General features: G+C 52.6%; 16 protein-coding genes. 7 read left to right on the forward strand and 9 right to left on the reverse strand.

All coding sequences use genetic code 11. From position 1 onward, the window contains the following. Positions 1 to 148: 148 nt before the first annotated feature. Positions 149 to 1006 (reverse strand): glutathione-dependent disulfide-bond oxidoreductase, encoded by an 858-nt coding sequence (yghU, locus tag VV869_RS17065; protein ID WP_337736124.1) that lies wholly within the window; start codon positions 1004 to 1006, stop codon positions 149 to 151. Positions 1007 to 1385: 379 nt separating this feature from the next. Between yghU and VV869_RS17070 the strand changes: the two genes are divergently transcribed. The 3 genes from VV869_RS17070 (at position 1386) to VV869_RS17080 (ending at position 5486) form a co-directional block, all read left to right on the forward strand. Beyond that, a complete protein-coding gene (locus VV869_RS17070) occupies positions 1386 to 2951 on the forward strand; it encodes a sensor domain-containing diguanylate cyclase (protein WP_337736125.1) in 1566 nt (521 codons plus the stop codon). 445 nt (positions 2952 to 3396) lie between these two features. Then, a complete protein-coding gene (locus VV869_RS17075) occupies positions 3397 to 3870 on the forward strand; it encodes a cell division inhibitor SulA (RefSeq protein ID WP_337736126.1) in 474 nt (157 codons plus the stop codon). Positions 3871 to 4082: 212 nt separating this feature from the next. Then, positions 4083 to 5486, forward strand: a complete 1404-nt coding sequence (locus VV869_RS17080) for a basic amino acid/polyamine antiporter (protein ID WP_337736127.1) — start codon at positions 4083 to 4085, stop codon at positions 5484 to 5486. A gap of 134 nt (positions 5487 to 5620) precedes the next feature. On the opposite strand, the gene VV869_RS17085 is transcribed toward VV869_RS17080, so the two are convergent. The 5 genes from VV869_RS17085 to phnW all read right to left on the reverse strand — a co-directional run bounded on the left by VV869_RS17085 (position 5621) and on the right by phnW (position 11463). Continuing rightward, a complete protein-coding gene (locus VV869_RS17085) occupies positions 5621 to 6025 on the reverse strand; it encodes a hypothetical protein (protein ID WP_337736128.1) in 405 nt (134 codons plus the stop codon). Between the two features lie 421 nt (positions 6026 to 6446). After that, the gene (gene glgC / locus VV869_RS17090; RefSeq protein ID WP_337736129.1) at positions 6447 to 7685 is read right to left on the reverse strand and encodes a glucose-1-phosphate adenylyltransferase; all 1239 of its coding nucleotides are present in this window, start codon (positions 7683 to 7685) and stop codon (positions 6447 to 6449) included. A gap of 340 nt (positions 7686 to 8025) precedes the next feature. Beyond that, positions 8026 to 8835: a phosphonoacetaldehyde hydrolase gene (gene phnX / locus VV869_RS17095; protein ID WP_337736130.1), complete on the reverse strand. Its 810-nt coding sequence runs from the start codon at positions 8833 to 8835 to the stop codon at positions 8026 to 8028. Positions 8836 to 8911: 76 nt separating this feature from the next. Then, complete coding sequence (locus tag VV869_RS17100; RefSeq protein WP_337736131.1) at positions 8912 to 10312, reverse strand: aspartate aminotransferase family protein; 1401 nt, start codon at positions 10310 to 10312, stop codon at positions 8912 to 8914. Beyond that, the gene (gene phnW, locus VV869_RS17105; protein ID WP_337736132.1) at positions 10309 to 11463 is read right to left on the reverse strand and encodes a 2-aminoethylphosphonate--pyruvate transaminase; all 1155 of its coding nucleotides are present in this window, start codon (positions 11461 to 11463) and stop codon (positions 10309 to 10311) included. Before phnW ends, VV869_RS17100 begins: the two co-directional genes overlap by 4 nt. 267 nt (positions 11464 to 11730) lie before the next feature. On the opposite strand from phnW, the gene VV869_RS17110 reads away from it, so the two are divergent. Continuing rightward, the gene (locus tag VV869_RS17110; RefSeq protein ID WP_337736133.1) at positions 11731 to 12744 is read left to right on the forward strand and encodes a putative 2-aminoethylphosphonate ABC transporter substrate-binding protein; all 1014 of its coding nucleotides are present in this window, start codon (positions 11731 to 11733) and stop codon (positions 12742 to 12744) included. A gap of 161 nt (positions 12745 to 12905) precedes the next feature. Here the strand turns inward: VV869_RS17110 and VV869_RS17115 are convergent, their stop codons facing one another. Then, on the reverse strand, positions 12906 to 13064 hold the full coding sequence (locus tag VV869_RS17115) for a hypothetical protein (protein WP_337736134.1): 159 nt from the start codon (positions 13062 to 13064) through the stop codon (positions 12906 to 12908). A 242-nt stretch (positions 13065 to 13306) separates the two neighbouring features. On the opposite strand from VV869_RS17115, the gene VV869_RS17120 reads away from it, so the two are divergent. Both VV869_RS17120 and VV869_RS17125 read left to right on the forward strand, forming a co-directional pair. Further along, positions 13307 to 14386 (forward strand): putative 2-aminoethylphosphonate ABC transporter ATP-binding protein, encoded by a 1080-nt coding sequence (locus VV869_RS17120; protein ID WP_337736135.1) that lies wholly within the window; start codon positions 13307 to 13309, stop codon positions 14384 to 14386. A gap of 38 nt (positions 14387 to 14424) precedes the next feature. Continuing rightward, positions 14425 to 16134: a putative 2-aminoethylphosphonate ABC transporter permease subunit gene (locus VV869_RS17125; protein ID WP_337736163.1), complete on the forward strand. Its 1710-nt coding sequence runs from the start codon at positions 14425 to 14427 to the stop codon at positions 16132 to 16134. Positions 16135 to 16173: 39 nt separating this feature from the next. On the opposite strand, the gene VV869_RS17130 is transcribed toward VV869_RS17125, so the two are convergent. Continuing rightward, complete coding sequence (locus VV869_RS17130) at positions 16174 to 16407, reverse strand: hypothetical protein (RefSeq protein ID WP_337736136.1); 234 nt, start codon at positions 16405 to 16407, stop codon at positions 16174 to 16176. Here VV869_RS17130 and phnR point away from each other — a divergent pair. Then, positions 16402 to 17103 (forward strand): phosphonate utilization transcriptional regulator PhnR, encoded by a 702-nt coding sequence (gene phnR / locus VV869_RS17135; protein ID WP_337736137.1) that lies wholly within the window; start codon positions 16402 to 16404, stop codon positions 17101 to 17103. The two genes, VV869_RS17130 and phnR, sit on opposite strands and share 6 nt — an antisense overlap. Positions 17104 to 17233: 130 nt before the next feature. On the opposite strand, the gene VV869_RS17140 is transcribed toward phnR, so the two are convergent. Then, positions 17234 to 18646, reverse strand: coding sequence for an FAD-dependent oxidoreductase (locus VV869_RS17140; protein WP_337736138.1), 1413 nt, complete (start codon positions 18644 to 18646; stop codon positions 17234 to 17236). Between the last annotated feature and the right edge of the window lie 64 nt (positions 18647 to 18710).

The following is an 18710-nucleotide window of genomic DNA, read 5'->3' on the forward strand; positions in this document are numbered from 1 at the left end:
AACCAGAGCGTTTGTGTGGATAGCGCCCGGTAAACAGCACCTCAAATAATTAAAGGGCGCCGCATTACATCGAATGCTGGCGCCCATCCAAAAACAGCGGATTAACCTGAAAACACATCAGCGCCTGAAAGGCTGGAATCTGTTGAGGTTAAGGTTGTTTGTTCAACACTTCGTCAATGTCGGCGGCATGATGACGCTCAGCCAGAATCTCCCAGTCTTCTCCCCAGGTTCGATTAACAATTCTTCCCCGTTGCACGGCAGGACGCTGCGCAATCTCTTTCGCCCAGCGCAAGACGTGCTGGTAACGCTCGACATCAAGAAACACCGCTGCATCGTACAATTTGCCAAGGACCAGGTTTCCGTACCATGGCCACACTGCAATATCTGCAATACTGTACTCATCCCCGGCAATAAACGCATGACGCGCCAGTTGTTTGTCGAGAACATCCAACTGCCGTTTCGCTTCCATCGAAAACCGGTTGATCGGATATTCAAACTTTTCCGGCGCATAAGCATAAAAGTGACCAAATCCACCGCCCAGGTACGGCGCAGAGCCCTGAAGCCAGAACAGCCAGTTCATCACCTGGGCCCGAGCCGTCGGCTCTTTCGGTAACAAGCGACCAAATTTTTCGGCCAGATAGAACAGAATCGCTCCGGATTCAAACACATTCACCGGCGTATCTGTTGAACGGTCCACCAGCGCCGGGATCTTAGAGTTCGGATTCACCTCAACAAATCCGGATGAGAATTGTTCCCCCTCGCCAATCTGAATCAGGTGGGCATCATATTCCGCCTCGCTCACCCCATCCGCCAGGAGTTCTTCAAGCATAATGGTGACTTTCTGCCCGTTTGGGGTCCCCAGGGAGTACAATTGCAGCGGGTGCGAGCCAACGGGAAGCGCCTGGTCGTATCGGGCACCGGCATCAGGTCGGTTGATACTGGCCCACTCCCCCCCATTTTCTGAATCCATCGTCCACACTTCGGGTACTTTATATTCGTTTGACATATTCTCTCCTGGCCGAAAAGGCCGCATCAGTCCTTGAAAACACGTCATCAATATAGACATACTTGAACAATCATTCAAGTAATGATAGATATCCGTTCAAGTCCGATACAGCATAACCCTTATAATTCATATTGATTTGTTCGTGTCATCACAAAAATCCGTCATGAAATTGACGGATTTTCGTCAGCAAACCTGCATCAACCACAAACCCAACAGACATCCTTTGCCTTAAGGCCCTGTTAACACTATCATTTGCCGCCTGCCCTTAATGATGTGCCAGAGAAATAGTGCGACTGAGGCCGAGCCCCTCAGTGATAAAAACAAAAACTACTGACCCTGACGCCCCTTGGAGAAGCTTGCTTTGAGCGCCCAAAGAATAATGCCATTTCACGTTCTGAAACGATTGAATCTTCGTCTGCTGATCCTTTCACTGGCCATGCTCAGCGTCTTGGTTACGCTGGGTAACAGTTTCTATGCGACTTACCAGGTGCAACGCGATTTACTGATCAACAATACCCTGGAAGCCAACCGGGCCTATTCCGCCAAGCTGGCGAAAGATACCGACAACTTCTTTGCCGTCGCCCAAAGCCAGCTTCAATACACTGCCGATCTGATCGCCGCACACATGGATGATGAAGCGTACCTGCAAACAGAAGCAACGCGCTTACACAAACAAAATGCACTCTTCGATTCCGTGTTTATGGTGAATGCCGATGCCACCATCGTTGCTGCATCGCCAAGTGTTCTGAACCTAAAAGGAAGACAGCTCTCAAAGCCCGATGCCATCGAAGCTTTCCACGCCCAAAAGCCGATGATATCCAATCCTTTTATCTCCCCTGTCGGCAACTATCTGATCAGTATCTCCCACCCTATTTTTAGCGCTGATGGCCACTATCTGGGCTATGTGGCCGGCACCATTTACCTGCAGGAAAACGGCATCCTCGGTAATTTACTGGGTCAGCATTACTACCAGGACGGCACCTATGTGTATGTGATCGACCCAACCGGAGTGTTGCTCTACCACCAGGATCCCAACCGAATTGGAGAAAAAGTCACCGTCCATGGTTTTCTTGAGGCCGTCATCAAGCAGCAAAGCGGACATGCTGAAATGACCAACTCTCGTGGCATCGACATGCTGGCCGGGTATGCTCCCATCGCCCGCACCGGCTGGGGCGTGGTGGCGCAACGACCCAAAGCCGTCACCCTGACCAAACTTGAGGAACAAATTCAGGTCTTCTCAGTCAAAACCTTGCCCTTAACGCTCATCACCTTAATCTTCATTTGGGTCTCAGCGCTTCTGATTGCCCGGCCACTGAAAGAACTCGCGAATAACGCCCGGGTTCTGGACCAAAAACAGGCACAGGATCGCATCCAATCCATCCGCGCCTGGTATTTTGAATCAGCCCAGCTCAAAAGCGCCATTCTCAAAGGCGTGGGCTTACTCAACGAAAAAATCTCCAGGCTTCAGGCAGACAGCCATACCGACCCGATGACCGGGCTCTATAACCGCAGGGGAATGCAAAAAGTCCTGGATTACTATCAGGATGTACAGCAGGACTTTGCCGTCATTTCCTTAGATATCGATCACTTTAAGCAAATCAATGACCACTATGGCCATGATGTTGGTGATCAGGTCATTCAATCTCTGGCGCAATTAATGCGTGACAACTCCCGTAAGGATGACGCGCTCTGTCGCTCTGGCGGAGAAGAGTTCCTCATCTTCCTGCCGAATGCAACTTTAGAAATCGCAGAACGGATTGCCGAGCGCTTACGCCAAAATGTGGCACAGCATAAAATGATCGGTCTATTCTCGATCACCATTTCTCTGGGTGTGGTCCAATGCCAAATTGACAGCATATCACCGAAAGATGCCCTGAAAATTGCAGACAATGCCCTCTATCAAGCCAAGCGCAACGGGAGAAACCAGGTGGTGAAAGCTGCTTGAGTTCCACTCTCACAGGACAAAGCAGCCAGCTTTGGCTGCTTTGTTCGGCCTATTGACCTCTTTCGGCTCACACGGCCGCAACCTCACACGGCCACAACCATGGTCTCTTCGAACGCCGTTTCATCCTTCCACACGCCACCTGCTAAATAGCCTCAGTACTGTATACACCTGTATAAACCTGCTGTCATTCACGTGAATTAACTCAAAATTTCAGCCTTTGAACCACAAAATTCCGAGCTTCCCCTGAGTAGAAATACGAGCAAAACAACGCAAAAAACTTATAAATATCACTCACTTAAAACAAAACTCACCTCCTTTAAAGCCGACAAGAACACCTCAAACCGTAGCAAGCATCGCCACAAAAAAAGCTTGCATCCCTGCCTGAATAAAACTACTGTATAGGCATACAGCATGTACATATAACCACTGGTAAGGATGACAAACGATGACAACGTATTTCGATAACTCGCAATCAGTCACTGCATCTCAGGTTTACAAATCGACTTGTGCAACGGCCGCTCACTCGCCGTCATCTGTTCAACCGGTGAACTGCCCGATTGAAGTCTGTTTCTCAGACGAAGCTCAGGCTCAGTTAGCGTACTTTCTACGATTGCTCAAGCAGGCCAGCCAGCAGAGTCGCTGGATCATGTTTATCGGGGAAGAAGCGTTAATCGATAAGCAGCTGCTGAAAGGCGCCGGCATTGATACCAATAAAGTGCTGCTGCTCAAAAACAAGAAAGGCATTTCGGACGAGACATTAATGGCAAAAGCGCTGAGTAGCGGCAATTGTAGTGCGGTGATCGCCACCGGCAGTATCAATACCTTCCTGCGGGAAGACATTCGTCACGCGGCGGAATCCGGATCGAGCTATGCCTTTGTGATTAATCGTGAATTTAAAAATAAAGTCACCCTTCACTAACCTTGTTCAACCATTTTGCATACACTTAGCTTACAAAAACATTCCAATCACCAACGATTCTGCTGGTGGTTTTGCATCGAACTCAAGGAATTGGTTTTTCTGACTATTTATTGAGCCATTTTTAGTGATATTTTAATTATTAATGCAATGGCAGCGATATAAAATACAACCCATGATTGGATTTATGGTTTTTTCAACCGGATTATTGCAACATGGAAAAGAAACTTGGCTTGGGGGCGTTAACCGCTCTTGTCATCGGCTCAATGATTGGCGCTGGCGTCTTCAGCCTTCCGCAGAATATGGCAACCGTTGCCAGCCCGGCTGCGGTGATCATTGGCTGGACGATCACCGGGATCGGGATGATCTTTCTCGCGCTGGCCTTTCAATACTTATCACGACTGAAACCGGACATTACCAGCGGGGTGTTCGGCTACGCCCAAGCCGGCTTCGGTGATTTCGTCGGGTTCTGCTCCGCCTGGGGCTACTGGCTCAGTGCGATGCTGGCGAACGTTTCTTACCTGGTCATTGTCTTCAGTACCCTGGGGATGTTTTTCGATCAGCCCGATCAAATCCTGTTTGGTGAAGGTAATACGTTGCTGTCCGTCATTGGCTCTTCCGTCCTGCTCTGGCTGGTCCATGCGCTGGTGCTTAAAGGCGTGCAAACCGCTTCCGCGATCAATGTTCTGACCACCATCGCCAAACTCATCCCACTGTTCCTCTTCATTGTTTTTTCCTTTATCGCCTTTCGTTGGGAAACTTTCCTCTTTGATTTCACCGGACTGCAATTTGGTGCGGAGCATGATCTGCTGGCTCAGGTCAAAGGCACCATGCTGATCACCGTCTGGGTCTTTATCGGGATCGAAGGCGCCGTCGTGGTGTCCAGCCATGCGAAACATCGCAAAGATATCGGCCGGGCAACCATTTTGGGATTGCTGACCGCCCTGACGATTTATGTACTGGTCACGCTGCTTTCCATGGGCGTCATCTCCACCCAGACGCTCGCAACATACCAGAACCCATCCATGGCACGAGTCCTAACTGAAATTCTCGGCCCTTGGGGCGCTGTGCTGATTGGTTGCGGGTTAATTATTTCGGTCTGCGGTGCTTTTCTGAGTTGGACCGTTCTGGCGTCTGAAGCGCCGTACCTGGCCGCACGCGATCGCATGTTCCCGCGTGCATTTCGTCGTGAAAACCAGGCCGGCAGCCCGGTGACATCACTCCTGCTGACCAACTGCAGCGTTCAGATCGCGCTCATTTTTGTGGTCTTCGCGGGAAGTACATACGACATGCTGTTGGTCATTGCTTCCGAGATGATCCTGGTCCCTTACTTCCTGGTTGGTGCCTACACCCTGAAGCTGGCGATCCAACAAGGCGAGCGCGGAGCGCTGCTCTGGGTCGGGTTGGGCGCAACCCTGTACGGCACCTGGCTACTCTATGCCTCCGGATTGAACTATCTCTTACTTTCAGCACTACTGTATCTGCCAGGGCTCTATTTTTATATCCGAGCCAAGCGGGAACAGAACGTGGTGCTATTCAACGGGAAAGAAAAAGCAGCTGCGGGTGTGCTCACCATCGCAGCCGGGTGTGCCGTGCTATTGCTCTATCAGGGCATATAATACCTGAGCTCATGGATATCCAAGCTCATGGATACCCAAGCACTTGAATACCCAACGCGTAGATGCAAACAAGCCAGCCGTCAATTCGGCTGGCTTGTTTTCAGGTTTGACGCGACATCCGTAGTCTCAAAGCCTTATTGCTCGACGAGCATGGCGCGCAGCAATTCCCCACTCTCTGAAGCCAGAATGATCTTGCATTCTGCTCTTTCTTCAATGTAATCGAGCTGATCGCTGTCGAGCGCGTATGGCAGGGTGATCAACAATTCCTGAATCCGCTCCTGCCGAGCCAGGCGAATTAGGCGGATCAAATTATTGGTATCGCTGGTACTAGTGGAAAGCACCTTCAGTGCCTGCGCTTGAAGTTTTTCTGACTCTGACAGCCCCTCGGGAAGCGCAGAGGTCCAGGATACCGTCAATGATGGAATCAATGCTTTCAGTGCATCAATAAATGTCAACCGGTATTGACAGGAGGCAGATAAAAACGATGTGTAATTAAACACGACGCCACTGTCTTTTGAGATTTCAATTGGTGTATCCATAACCATCCCTAAAGAAACATGACCTCGACACACTGACAGGATTCAATATCTCGATTGGTCGGTTGCCGTCTGCTTTATACTTAAAGAACACTTCCCAACTATACGTTTTACTTGATGCTGAGGAATCATGAATTTTAGAAAATTTGCGGTCGATCTTACTTTTGGACCAAGAAAACCAAACACAAAATATTTACCACACAATTGATTAACATCAACAAAACCGTAAAAACAAAAGATTTACCCCATTCATATTGATTTAACTTATGTTTTTTCGGCGCTGTTTGCGCTGAATAAAACCACAAACACCCCCTATCCGCAAAAGAGTTTGTATAAAACAAGACCTGTATCACGCCCGTTTACCCGATGAAATTCATCACCTTTTTCGAGCAAACCCGCAGCCAAAGATACCTCTCAGGCATCATTACTTCGTCTTCTCCGCTTCGGGAAATTGATAGGATGACGGGATCACGACCACGCCCTGTTCTGAGATCTGAAACCGCGCCGCATCCTGCTTCTTGTTCACTCCAATCACGGTCCCGGCGGGAATGGTGACATGTTTATCGACAATACAATTTTCCAGATGGGCATCTTCTTCGACCGTGACCCCTTCAAATAAAATACTGTTGATCACCACCGCAGCATTTTTTACCGAGACCCGCGGAAACAGCACTGAATTTTGCGCCGATCCTCCGGCGATGACCACGCCATCAGAAATCATCGAGTTGATGAAGATCCCTTCATTGCCGGTGGCGGACGACACCGTTCTGGCCGGCGGCAACTGTGGCTCATAAGTCCGTATCGGCCATTCTGGCTGATAAATATCTAACGGCGGCTGTACCGCCAGCAAATCCATATTGGCCTGGTAAAACGCATCAAGGGTCCCGACATCACGCCAGTACGCATCCTGGCTCACCCGCCCCTCTACGCCGCCAAACTGATAGGCGTAGACACGTTCAGAGTCGATCAAGCCGGGAATAATATCGTTGCCAAAATCGTGACTGGACTGCGTATTAGCAGCATCCCGCTCCAGCACCTCGACCAGGGTCTCCATCGAGAAGATATAAATGCCCATCGAGACCAGACTCGATTGCGGTTTGCTGGGGATAGAAGCGGGCTTCTGCGGCTTTTCTTGAAACGCAATCACCTGATTCTGGGTGTTCACTTCCATGACGCCAAATGCACCAGCATCTTCACAGGGAACTTCCATACACGCCACCGTCAGGCCGGCCTGCGTCTCTTTGTGGTGCTTGAGCATCGGCGCATAGTCCATTCGGTAAATATGATCGCCGGAGAGCACCACCACATACTTCGCGCTGCTGCGCGACAACAAATACAGGTTCTGATAAATCGCATCGGCCGTGCCCTGATACCAACTCGCCCCGGTGCGCATCTGCGGCGGAACAGCGGTGATGTATTCCCCCAGTTCCGGATTAAAGACCGACCAACCATCGCGCAAATGCTTCTGCAACGAGTGGGACTTATACTGAGTCAGAACCAGAATTTGCCGTAACCCGGAGTGCAGACAGTTGGTCAGGGTGAAATCGATAATGCGATATTTGCCGCCGAACGGAACTGCCGGTTTTGCCCGGTTATCCGTCAGCGGTGACAAACGCTTCCCTTCTCCGCCCGCCAGAATGACCGTAATTGTTTCATCTTTCATCAGACATCCCCTGTATCATTAATCAGTGTTCCGTGTTTCAACCATGGCCTGACAGCCCGCAGTATCCGGCATAGATCGTGCCAGTGCCTGTCATGTTAGCTTCTGTCAATCTAAGCAATTATCCTAGGCAATTATCGGGCCAGCTCGACCGATGCCTGTCCTGTCAGGCTTCATATCGAAATCCAGCCCCCGCAGCGCACCAAACAGGTGCAGCCCCGCGCAGATGCACCAACTTCATCCGTCCCGGCCAGAAAACAAAAAAGCCTTTGCACCATCATCATGCAAAGGCTTTTTGAGTTTAGACACGAATGCTCAGTATTGAGATGAAATCACAGGTCTTTTACGGGCGCTCACCGTTTGCCAGACGTTGCTCAATATCGGCAATGACTGATGGCAGATCCGCAATGGTATCAATCTGGTAATGGGCACCTGAGTGAGCAAAGGCATCTTGTGCCTTCACCCGGGCAGCCGCCAGCGTCGCTTCATCCGCCACTTCAAACTCAGCCTGGGTCAGGCCCGCTTCGTTACCGGACAACAGCAAAGCAACCGTCCACATCCCGGCATTCAGCCCTTCCGTGATCCCCGGCACCGAGTCATCGACTTTCACGCAGGCTTTGACGTCACTGACCGCAAGTTCCAGCATGTTTTGCAACAACATATAAGGCGCCGGGCGGCCGCCTGCTTTCAGATCATCGGTTGCAACCGCGCAATCCGGGCTATAGCCATTGGCTTTGGCCGCCGGGAGCAACGCATCGAGCACCACACGCGGATAACCGGTACATGAGCCGATTTTCAGCCCTTGCTCACGTAAGCCATCAATCACAGCTTTGGCACCTGGGATCAAATCCGCATGCTCGCCGACTTTCTTCACCTGCAGTGGCATGAAGGTCTGATAAATTTTGTCAATATCTTCGTGTTGCATCGGGCGGCCAAACCTGGCTTCCCAGCGCGCCGCCACTTCCGGCAGCTCACCCACGGCTTTGATGTGATCCCACTTGCCCAGTCCCATCGGAACCCGGGCTTCTGCCAGGCTGATCGCAAAGTCATATTCGCGCTTGAATGCTTCAACAAAAATAGTGGTCGGGGCAAACGAGCCGAAATCAACCACAGTGCCCGCCCAGTCAAACATAACCGCTTGTAAATGTTGCATCCTGATGTTTCCTCATTCTTGGTAAAGATGTCCTGCGTCTCCAGGCACACCTGATGAATCGTTATTGTGAATCGAATTAATTGCCGGCAGCGTCGACTTCGCCAATTACCTGCTCGACGATATCCAACGCCCGGGCAAGGGCGTCGCGACTGATAATCAGGGGAGGACTTAGCTGCAAGACGTTACCCTGTGACACCTTAAAGCTCAGCCCCAGCGCCAGACAGCGATACATCACCTGCTCGGCAGCCGCGAAGGCACGTACTTTTGTGTCCCGATCGGTGACCAACTCAATGCCCCAAAGCAAACCCATGCCACGCACATCACCGATCAGGGAGAATTTCTCTTGCATGTGCATCAACCGCTCGCGGACATACATCTCATCGGTTTTGACCTTATCGAGCAGGCATTCCTGCTCAATCACCTCAATCGTCGCCAGCGCGGCAGCGCAACAAACCGGGCTTTTCTCGTGGGTGTAATGTCCGAGGGAAACCTGTGAAGCGGTGTTGTATCGATCTTTGGTCAGCAGCGCAGCCAACGGAACGATTCCGCCGCCCAGGCCTTTACCGATACACAGAATATCGGGCTCAATACCGAACGCCTGGTGGGTAAACCAATGGCCGGTGCGTCCCATGCCGTTGGGAATATCATCCATGATCAGCAACACCTTGTGCCGATCGCAAATCTCCCGTACCCGCTGCCAATAAGCCCGGCTAGGCACCTGAACATCGGTATTGCGAATACCTTCGGCGATAAACGCGCCGATCCCGCCTTCTTTTTCAATCACATACTCAAGGTAGTCGGCGTAGTGAACATCGCTGCCGTCCGGGGAGGGCAAGGCTCCGCGATAGCTGACAGCCGGTGGGATCCGCTCCACCCCGGCCATCAACGGCCCCATCCCCTCACGGAAACAGGCTTCGCCGCCAACCGAAATCGCATCCATCGATGCGCCATGAAACGAATCCCACAGCGACACCACCTTGGCATTGCCGGTAACAAAACGCGCCAGCTTGAGCGCCATGCCGATCACTGAGGTTCCTCCCGGAGCAAACAACACCCGGTTCAACTCACCTCCGGCGATTTCCGTTAATCGGCGGGCACAGTCGATCGCCGTCTGATTGGTAAAGCGCCGAGGTGCAAAGGGCAAAGTGGCCAACTGTTGCTGCACCCGTTCAATCACATACGGATGACCATAGCCCAGTTGATGCACATTGTTGCCATGAAAATCCATGTAGCGCTTACCCGCCGCATCTTCGAGATAGATCCCCTGCGCGCCCACCAGCGCATCCAGACAAGGGGTCGACATTGCTTGGTGGAGAAAATAACGGCTGTCCTCAGCCAGCATGGCACGGGTGTTTTCATCAGCAATGGTCTGGTTCCAGGCCGCGCGCGCCGGGGAGGTATTGGTATCCCCTTCGCTGCGCAGGGATTGCTCGGACAAGCCCGAATGGTCGGGCTCGTTCATCGGCAAAAAACTCATGCCTGAGGCTCCTGCGTCCCGGCTGGGGTGCTGTTTTCAACGTCATGTTGCCAGTACATGGCAGTACCAATGGCGTCAATCAGGCGATGGATATCCTGGTTGTAGACTTCGCCGATATTGCCGATGCGGAAGCAGTCTGCATTGGAGACTTTCCCCGGATAAATCACGAAACCCTTTTCTTTCAGCAGGTGATAAAAGGTTTTGAAGTCATAGTCCGGATGCGCCGGTGAATAGAACGACGTAATAATCGGTGAGTGAAGCGATTTATCCAGCAGACAGCGGAAACCCAGGCGTTCCATCCCATCAACCAGGATTTGCTGATTGCTGAGATAGCGCGCATAACGGGCTTCCACGCCCCCTTCCGCCAGCAGTTCCTGCAACGCCTGATAGAAAGCACGCACGGTATGGGTTGGTGATGTAAAGCGCCATTTTCCGTGATTTTTTTCCATGCACTGCCACTGTTCATACAGATCCAGCGTCAGCGAACGGGCACGGTCCTGACATTGTTCCAGCTCCGCTTGTTTGGCCAGGACAAAACCAAATCCCGGGACGCCCTGGATGCATTTGTTGGCGGAGCTGATCAGAAAGTCGATCCCCAGCGCACCAACATCCAGCGGGATCCCGCCAAAGCTGGACATCGCATCGAGGATCATCACTTTGCCGTGCGCTTTCACCAACTCACACACCGGTGCGACCGGGTTCAGCATGCCCGTCGTGGTTTCGCAATGCACCATGGCCACGTGGGTAATGGCCGGGTCTTCGGCCAGAATATTCTCCAGCGCCTGCATGTCCGGTTGCGCCACTTCACCCAGCTCAACAATATGGTGCGCAATATTCAGGTATTGGGCAATCTGTCCGATCCGCTCGCCGTAGGCCCCATTGTTGATCACCAGCAATTTGCCATCGGCCGGGATCACCGAGCCGATCGTCGCTTCCACCGAGGCGGTACCGCTGCCCTGCATCAGCACGCAGGTATAGCCATCCTGAGCTGTCGCCAAGGCAACCAATTGTTGGCGAATCACCTCAACGATGCCCTTGTTATAGTCATCATCCCAGGTACACCAGTCTTTCAGCATCGCCTCGCGCACGGTACGGCTGGTTGATAACGGACCCGGGGTTAGCAGCAAGTATTGATTTTCTACAGTTTCCATCTCTTGATTCCCATTCTGGACTATACCAATTTGATGAAAACTATAGCGAGCCAGGCGAATTGATGTAAATCCCCCTACCATAGACTTAATAAAACTTTCATAAACAGCAGTGAATGATCGAAATTTGAGGAACATGTTGCAATTAACAACTCACATAACTGTTAGCAAACTGACATCTGGAAATCATTGAATTGTCATATTTGCTCCCTAGCATCTTCCGTGTCGAACTAATCTGGTACATACCAAAATACTCATGGAGAATGAACAATGAAGCACCATTGGATGATTGCGCCTCTGACTGCGATTGCCGCCCTATCTGCGACCTCGGCGTTTGCCGCTGAGGAACTGACGGTTTACACCGCCTACGAAACAGACATGCTGGCCAAGTTCAAAAATGGATTTGAAAAAGCCAATCCGGATATCAAAATCAAATGGGTTCGTGATTCAACCGGGATCATGACCGCCAAACTGTTGGCTGAAAAAGCCAACCCGCGCGCCGATGTGGTCTGGGGCCTGGCTGGCTCTTCAATGGCTCTGCTGAAAGATGAAGGGATCCTGAAGCCTTATACACCAGCCGGTCTGGATCAAATCCGCCCGAATCTGATTGACCCGGAGCAAGACAAAGCCTGGTTCGGCAACGACGCCTTCTTCAACGCGGTCTGCTTTAACGAAATGGTTGCCAAAGCACAGGGGCTGCCGAAACCGGAAAGCTGGCAGGATCTGCTGAAACCTGTCTATAAAGGCCATATCGCAATGCCGAACCCGGCCTCTTCCGGCACCGGCTATATGCAGGTTTCCGCCTGGATGCAGTCCATGGGTGACGATGCGGCCTGGGACTACATGGAAAAACTGGATAAGAATATTGCCCACTATACTCACTCGGGCTCCAAGCCTTGTGTTCAGGCCGGCATGGGTGAAGTGGCGATTGGTATTTCCATGGCGATCCGTGGCGCGAAACTGAAAACCCAGGGCGCGCCGATTGATATCATCATGCCGACAGGCGGTGTGGGCTGGGAATCTGAAGCGGTCGGTCTGGTGAACACCCAATCGGATGCGGCGAAGCGCCTGGTTGACTGGTCCCTGTCGAAAGAAGCCAATCATTTGTACAACGCCTTCTACCCGGTGGTCGGCCACAAAGCGGTCAACAAGCCGGTGAAAAACTATCCGGATGTCGAAAGTGCGATGGTGAAAATGGATTTCTCGAAAATGGCGGTCAGTCGTCAGGACGTGCTGAAAACCTGGTCTGCCAAGTTTGACGCCAAATCTGAGCCGCGCTCGTAAGCGTCAGCAGAACCTGAGTGAAATGAGCGCAAGAAAACAAGAAAGAGTGATGGTGAGCCGCCATCACTCTTTTTGTATCTCAATCTGGGAGGATGTCAGGGTAAATTTTGAAAGAAAAAGACCCCAAATTTGATTCAGATTGATCAGTCTTCTGCAATTCGCTAGTGCTGTTTTTCTTGCAGAATCGCCTCTTCGTTTTCGGGCAGCACCGGTTGCTCTTGCTGCTCCCACCTCGCATCCAGTACCGCCAGTTCCTTCTTCATTTCCGACAACTCACGTTCCATATACGAAATATTTCGAATCAGCATTTTCCTTTCCATCACTTATTCCTTATTAGATTAAGCTCACGTGGATAGTAGCAAATTGAATGGATTAAAACGCGGCTCTCTATTCAATAATCTTTTTTCACGCCAAGTAAAAAAAGTTCATTCAGCTAGAGTTAAGTATTGACCCGATGACAGAAATTTACCACCGGATCTGTCTTTTTTTCGTCAAACGGATGTCATTGAAGTGTAACTGTCGGCGCGTATGTTTGGTATATACCAAATAATCGAGCACACACATGAAGACTTATCTGAAGATTGAACATCTCAGCAAACAGTACGGTCAGTTTACTGCGCTGACCGACATTTCTCTCGACATTCATCAAGGCGAGTTCATCTGTTTCCTCGGCCCTTCCGGATGCGGAAAAACCACCTTGCTCCGGGCCATCGCCGGTTTGGATCTCGCTTCTTCCGGCACCATCACCCAAAACGGTCAGGACACCACCTTTCTGCCACCGGAAAAGCGTGATTTCGGCATTGTCTTTCAGTCCTACGCCCTGTTTCCGAACCTGACGGTTGCAGAAAATATCGGCCTGGGACTGCGAAACCAAGGCAAAAGCATCAAAGCAGTGGATGATACCGTCAACCACTGGCTCAACCTCATCGGACTGCCGGATGCCGGGGTGAAGTTTCCCAACCAGCTCTCCGGTGGCCAGCAGCAACGTATCGCGCTGGCCCGTGCCCTTTCATTATCCCCAGGATTGTTACTGCTTGATGAACCTTTGTCGGCATTGGATGCAAAAGTACGCGGCCACCTGCGGGAAGAAATCCGTCGCTTGCAGCGCCAGCTGGGGATCACTACCATCATGGTGACCCACGATCAGGAAGAAGCCCTGGCGATGGCCGACCGCATTGTGGTGATGAACCATGGTTGTATCGAGCAGGTCGGCACTCCGGAAGAAATTTACCAACAACCGGCATCGCGCTTTGTCGCTGACTTTGTCGGGAACATGAACTTCATCACCGGCTCCGTCGTCAGCAATACCCAAATCCGCATTGGTGAAACCCTGTTGCCAAAACCGGCCGACTACCTCAAGCGCGGCGAGACATTTGAGCTCGGCCTGCGCCCGGAAGATCTGCATTTTGCGGATATCGGTGAGTCCAGCGAGGCCAGTTTTCCGGTAATGATCGAGGATCTCGAATTTCAGGGCACCTTTGTTCGCGCCGAATGTAAATTGCAGGGGGAGCACCATGCGCCGACACTTCGGGTCGATGTGCCGATCCGCGAACTTCGCCGTCTGGCCCTGCAACGCGGACATTTCCACCGGGTGAACCTCTCGAAAAAGCACACACACATCTTTCAGGCGGGGCAGTCATGACGACAACCAAAATACCCCCAATGACCCGTGAGCCATCCATGAGCCATACTCAGACGCGCAGCAAGCCGCGGCTCCATCAGATCCGCAACACCTTTAGCCGTGACAACCTTATCCTGGCGATCGTACTCGGCGGGGTTGCGATCATCCTGGCGCTTTTCGTGCTGGCGCCTCTCGGAGCCATGCTGCAAAAAAGTGTTCTCGACCGCGACGGAAATTTCGTCGGACTGGCCAATTTTGCCGAATATTTTACTTCACCCGCCCTGTGGTTATCGCTGCAAAACACGCTGGGGATTGGGTTTATCGTCACCCTGGCTGTCGGCCTGCTCGCGTTCGGCTATGCCTTCGCCCTGACCCGCAGCTGTATGCCGTTTAAAGGATTGTTTACCGTCATCGGCGCAGCCCCGATTCTGGCCCCGTCGCTATTACCGGCAATCAGTCTGATCTACCTGTTCGGCAATCAGGGGATCGCCAAAGACTGGCTGATGGGTTATTCCATCTACGGCCCAATCGGGATTGCCCTGGGCTTAGTTTTCTGGACATTTCCGCACGCGGTAATGATCCTCACCACCTCGCTGAAAACCTCCGATGCGCGCCTGTACGAAGCCGCCCGGGCACTCAATACCTCGCCGGTGAAAACCTTCTTCATCGTCACCCTGCCTGCGGCGAAATACGGCCTGATCAGTGCGCTGATCGTGGTCTTCACCCTGGTGGTGTGTGACTTCGGGGTGCCGAAGGTCATCGGCGGGCAATACAATGTGCTGGCAACCGACATTTTCAAACAGGTGGTTGGACAACAGAACTTCTCAATGGGTGCAGTCACCAGTGTGATCCTGCTGCTCCCTGCCCTGCTGGCGTTCGCTGCCGATCGCTGGGTTCAGAAGAAACAACAAGGGCTGTTTGATTCCCGCTCCGTGGCCTACACCCCGAGCCCGCACAAAATCCGGGATGGATTGTGTTTTCTATTCTGTGCCGGGATCTCGGTGGCTATTCTGGCGGTGATCGGGATGGCGGTTTACGGCTCGCTGGTCACGTTCTGGCCGTGGAATCTGACCCTGAGCCTGAACAACTACAACTTTGCCGAGTTCAGCACTTACGGCTGGGCCCCTTACTTCAACTCGATTCAGCTGGCCAGCCTGGTGGCCGTGATCGGCACCGTAGTGATTTTTATCGGTGCTTACTGTATCGAAAAAGGCCGGAGCTTCGGCCCGCTCCGGAGCCTGCTGCAAATGATTGCGATTGTGCCGATGGCCGTTCCCGGCATGGTCTTGGGGTTGGGATATATTTTCTTCTTTAACCACCATGCCAACCCGATGTCGGTGCTGTACGGCACTATGACGATTCTGGTGATCAACACTGTGATCCACTACTACACAGTCGGCCATATGACCGCCCTGACCGCGCTGAAACAGTTGCCGGCGGAAGTGGAGGCGATCTCAGCCTCGATCAAAATGCCGCAATACAAAGTGTTTCTCAAAGTGACGGTTCCGGTCTGTACGCCGGCCATTCTGGAGATCGCGGTGTACCTGTTCGTTAACGCCATGACCACCACCTCAGCCATCGTGTTCCTGTACGCCACCGATACCATGCCGGCTTCCGTGTCTGTCCTGAACATGGACGACGCCGGACAAACCGGCCCGGCGGCAGCAATGGCGGTCATGATCCTGCTCACCGCAGCCGGGGTGAAACTGGCCCATGTGGGTGCAGGACGCCTGATTGAACGCTCGACCCAGGCCTGGCGAAAACGCTGACCCGAATCAGGGACATACAATCCCATTCAATGCCCCTGTTCATTGAATGGTCATAGAAAACAGATAGGCTGCTTTAACAAGAAATACCAAGCTGAAGATAGGGGAAACTGCTTGTGCGGCCCCAAAAATCAGCTTGGTATTTTTATAATAAATCACTGAAACGCGATACGTTATCTTCAGCACCGCCGCGGCGATACCGTATGCCCCGGGCCGAAAGTTGATATAATGCCCAAGCGCACCGCGCATGACATGAATGAAAGGTAGATCGTGCAATATTTAAAAATCATGGAAGCCATCAACGAGCAGATTGATGCCGGACTTCTGATTGCAGGCAATAAACTGCCGGCCGAACGTAAACTGGCCGAATCTTTTAATACCACGCGGGTAACCCTGCGGGAGTCTTTGGCCTTGCTGGAAGCGGAAGGCAAGCTGTATCGCGAAGATCGCCGCGGCTGGTTTGTCTCCCCGGAGCCTTTAAAATACGATCCCACCTACACCACGAACTTTCCGGCCATGGCGAGAGAGCAAGGCCGGGTTGCGCGCTCCCAGCTCCTCTCGGCCAAACGGGTTCCGGCCAACCGCCGGGCAGCCTCCCTGCTGCAACTGCCGCCGCTGACGGAAGTGTACCGGATCGATCGCCTGCGTTTTTTGGATGAGCGCCCGGTTGTCGTGGTGACCAACTTCGTTCTGCCCCAGTATTTTCCGAACCTGCTGGATCATGACGTCACCAACTCGCTGACCACCACCTATCGCGAGCAGTACAACGTGATTTACTCGAAAACCCGCTACCGGGTCAGTACCTCCTCCCTGTTGGGAGATACGGCTCAGGCGTTGCGCGCCACATCCGGCAGCCCGGCCATGTTTGTCGAGCGCCTGAACTATGATCAGCACAATAATCTGATTGACTGCGACCTCGAATACTGGCGCCATGATGCGATCTGCATCGAATCGCTGGCCACGCTGACCTAGCCCCACCGCTAATCAGTAACTCAGCAACCCAGCAACCCAGAGCCCACAACAAAAAACCGCCAATCTTAAACAATTGGCGGTTTTTTCAAATCGAAAACGCAGTGCTGAAATGCCGAATAACTGGGCGTGATTAGCCTTTATCCGCCTTCCCGGCGGCATTGGCAAATTTTGCCAATTGCCGATCCAGCCAGTTCGGCTTCAGACCGGCATCCTCGGCGGCTTCTTTGCGACGGATGGCATTTCGGACCAGCATTGCCCCACTCCAGCGCACCGGCTCCGGCGGGAAATAGCCTTTCGGTCCGGAGACTAACCCGCAGCGACGCCAGGCGTTGTCCTGCTCCAGCACCAGAGACGCCAGGATCTGGCCGCCAATCCAGGTCTGCGCCACCCCGTTGCCGGAGTAGCCCAGACCATAGACGATATTCTCGTTCTGCTTGAGATGACCAAAGAACGGCAACCCGGTCACAGAACGATCCGAAGCCCCGGTCCAGGTCGTCGCAAACGGCTCATCCGCCAACGATGGAAAGAACCCGGCAAAGGCCCGGCGCAACAGCAACTGATAACGGCTCGGCTGATCAAACAACGGGCTCACCCGGTTGGCAAATGAGAAATGATTCCCGCCCTTACCCAGCATCAAGCGGCCATCCGGCGTCGTGCGGTAGTAATGGACGAAAATCCGCGAATCCACGACCGCCTTGCCATCAGCCAGGCCGAGCTGCGCCAGCTTGTCCGGGATCGGCTTGGTGATCGCCATATCGGAAGACACCAGCACGATACTGCGGCGAAATTCGGGAAACTTCTCCACCATCCAGGCGTTGAGCGCCAATACCACCTTTCCGGCAAAAATATCAGCCTGCGGTGTCGTAATGGTAATCGGCGCATCGGTATTGATATCTTCCATCGGGGTATGCTCATACACAGTCACCCCCAATTGTTCCGCCACCCGCTTCAGGCCCCGTGCCAGCAGCGCCGGTTGCACACTGCCGGCAGCCGGAGAAAAGAACCCTTCCCGGTGCAACGTTGAGCCCGCAGCCTGCTGCACCTGCTCGGCTTCCCATTGCTGCCAGCTATTGATTTCCTGTGCATCCAACGCCTGCAACACCGGATCCAGACTGCCTTCCTGCGCGGCATTAGTGGCGGTATACAGCGCGCCGTGACGCCTGAGCTGGGCATCAATCCCATGCGTGTGACAAAAGGATTCAATCTCATAAACCGCCTGCTCAGACGCCTTAACCAACCGGACCGCTTCTTCCTCACCGAAGAGTTTTTTCATCGACAGGTACTTGGTCGACCAGGTCAGCATACAACCACCGTTCCTGCCCGATGCCCCGCTGCCGCAGAGCCCCTTTTCGATTACCACCACATCCAGCGACGGTTGCTGTTGCTTCAGATTGATTGCCGTCCAGAGCCCGGTAAAGCCCCCGCCGACAATACAGACATCGGTTTGAATATCGTGTGTGAGGACTTTTGCCGTCGTCGGCGATTCCGCTTTCATCGCCTGGGCAAACCAGTACGGCTGGAATGCCTGATGATTTTTGTGCATGCTTCACCTTGGTATAGACCAAATTAGAGCTGCTAATTTAAATCCATCCTGTGAACAATTGATG

The organism is Photobacterium sp. MCCC 1A19761, assembly GCF_037389125.1.
Taxonomy (GTDB): Bacteria; Pseudomonadota; Gammaproteobacteria; order Enterobacterales; family Vibrionaceae; genus Photobacterium.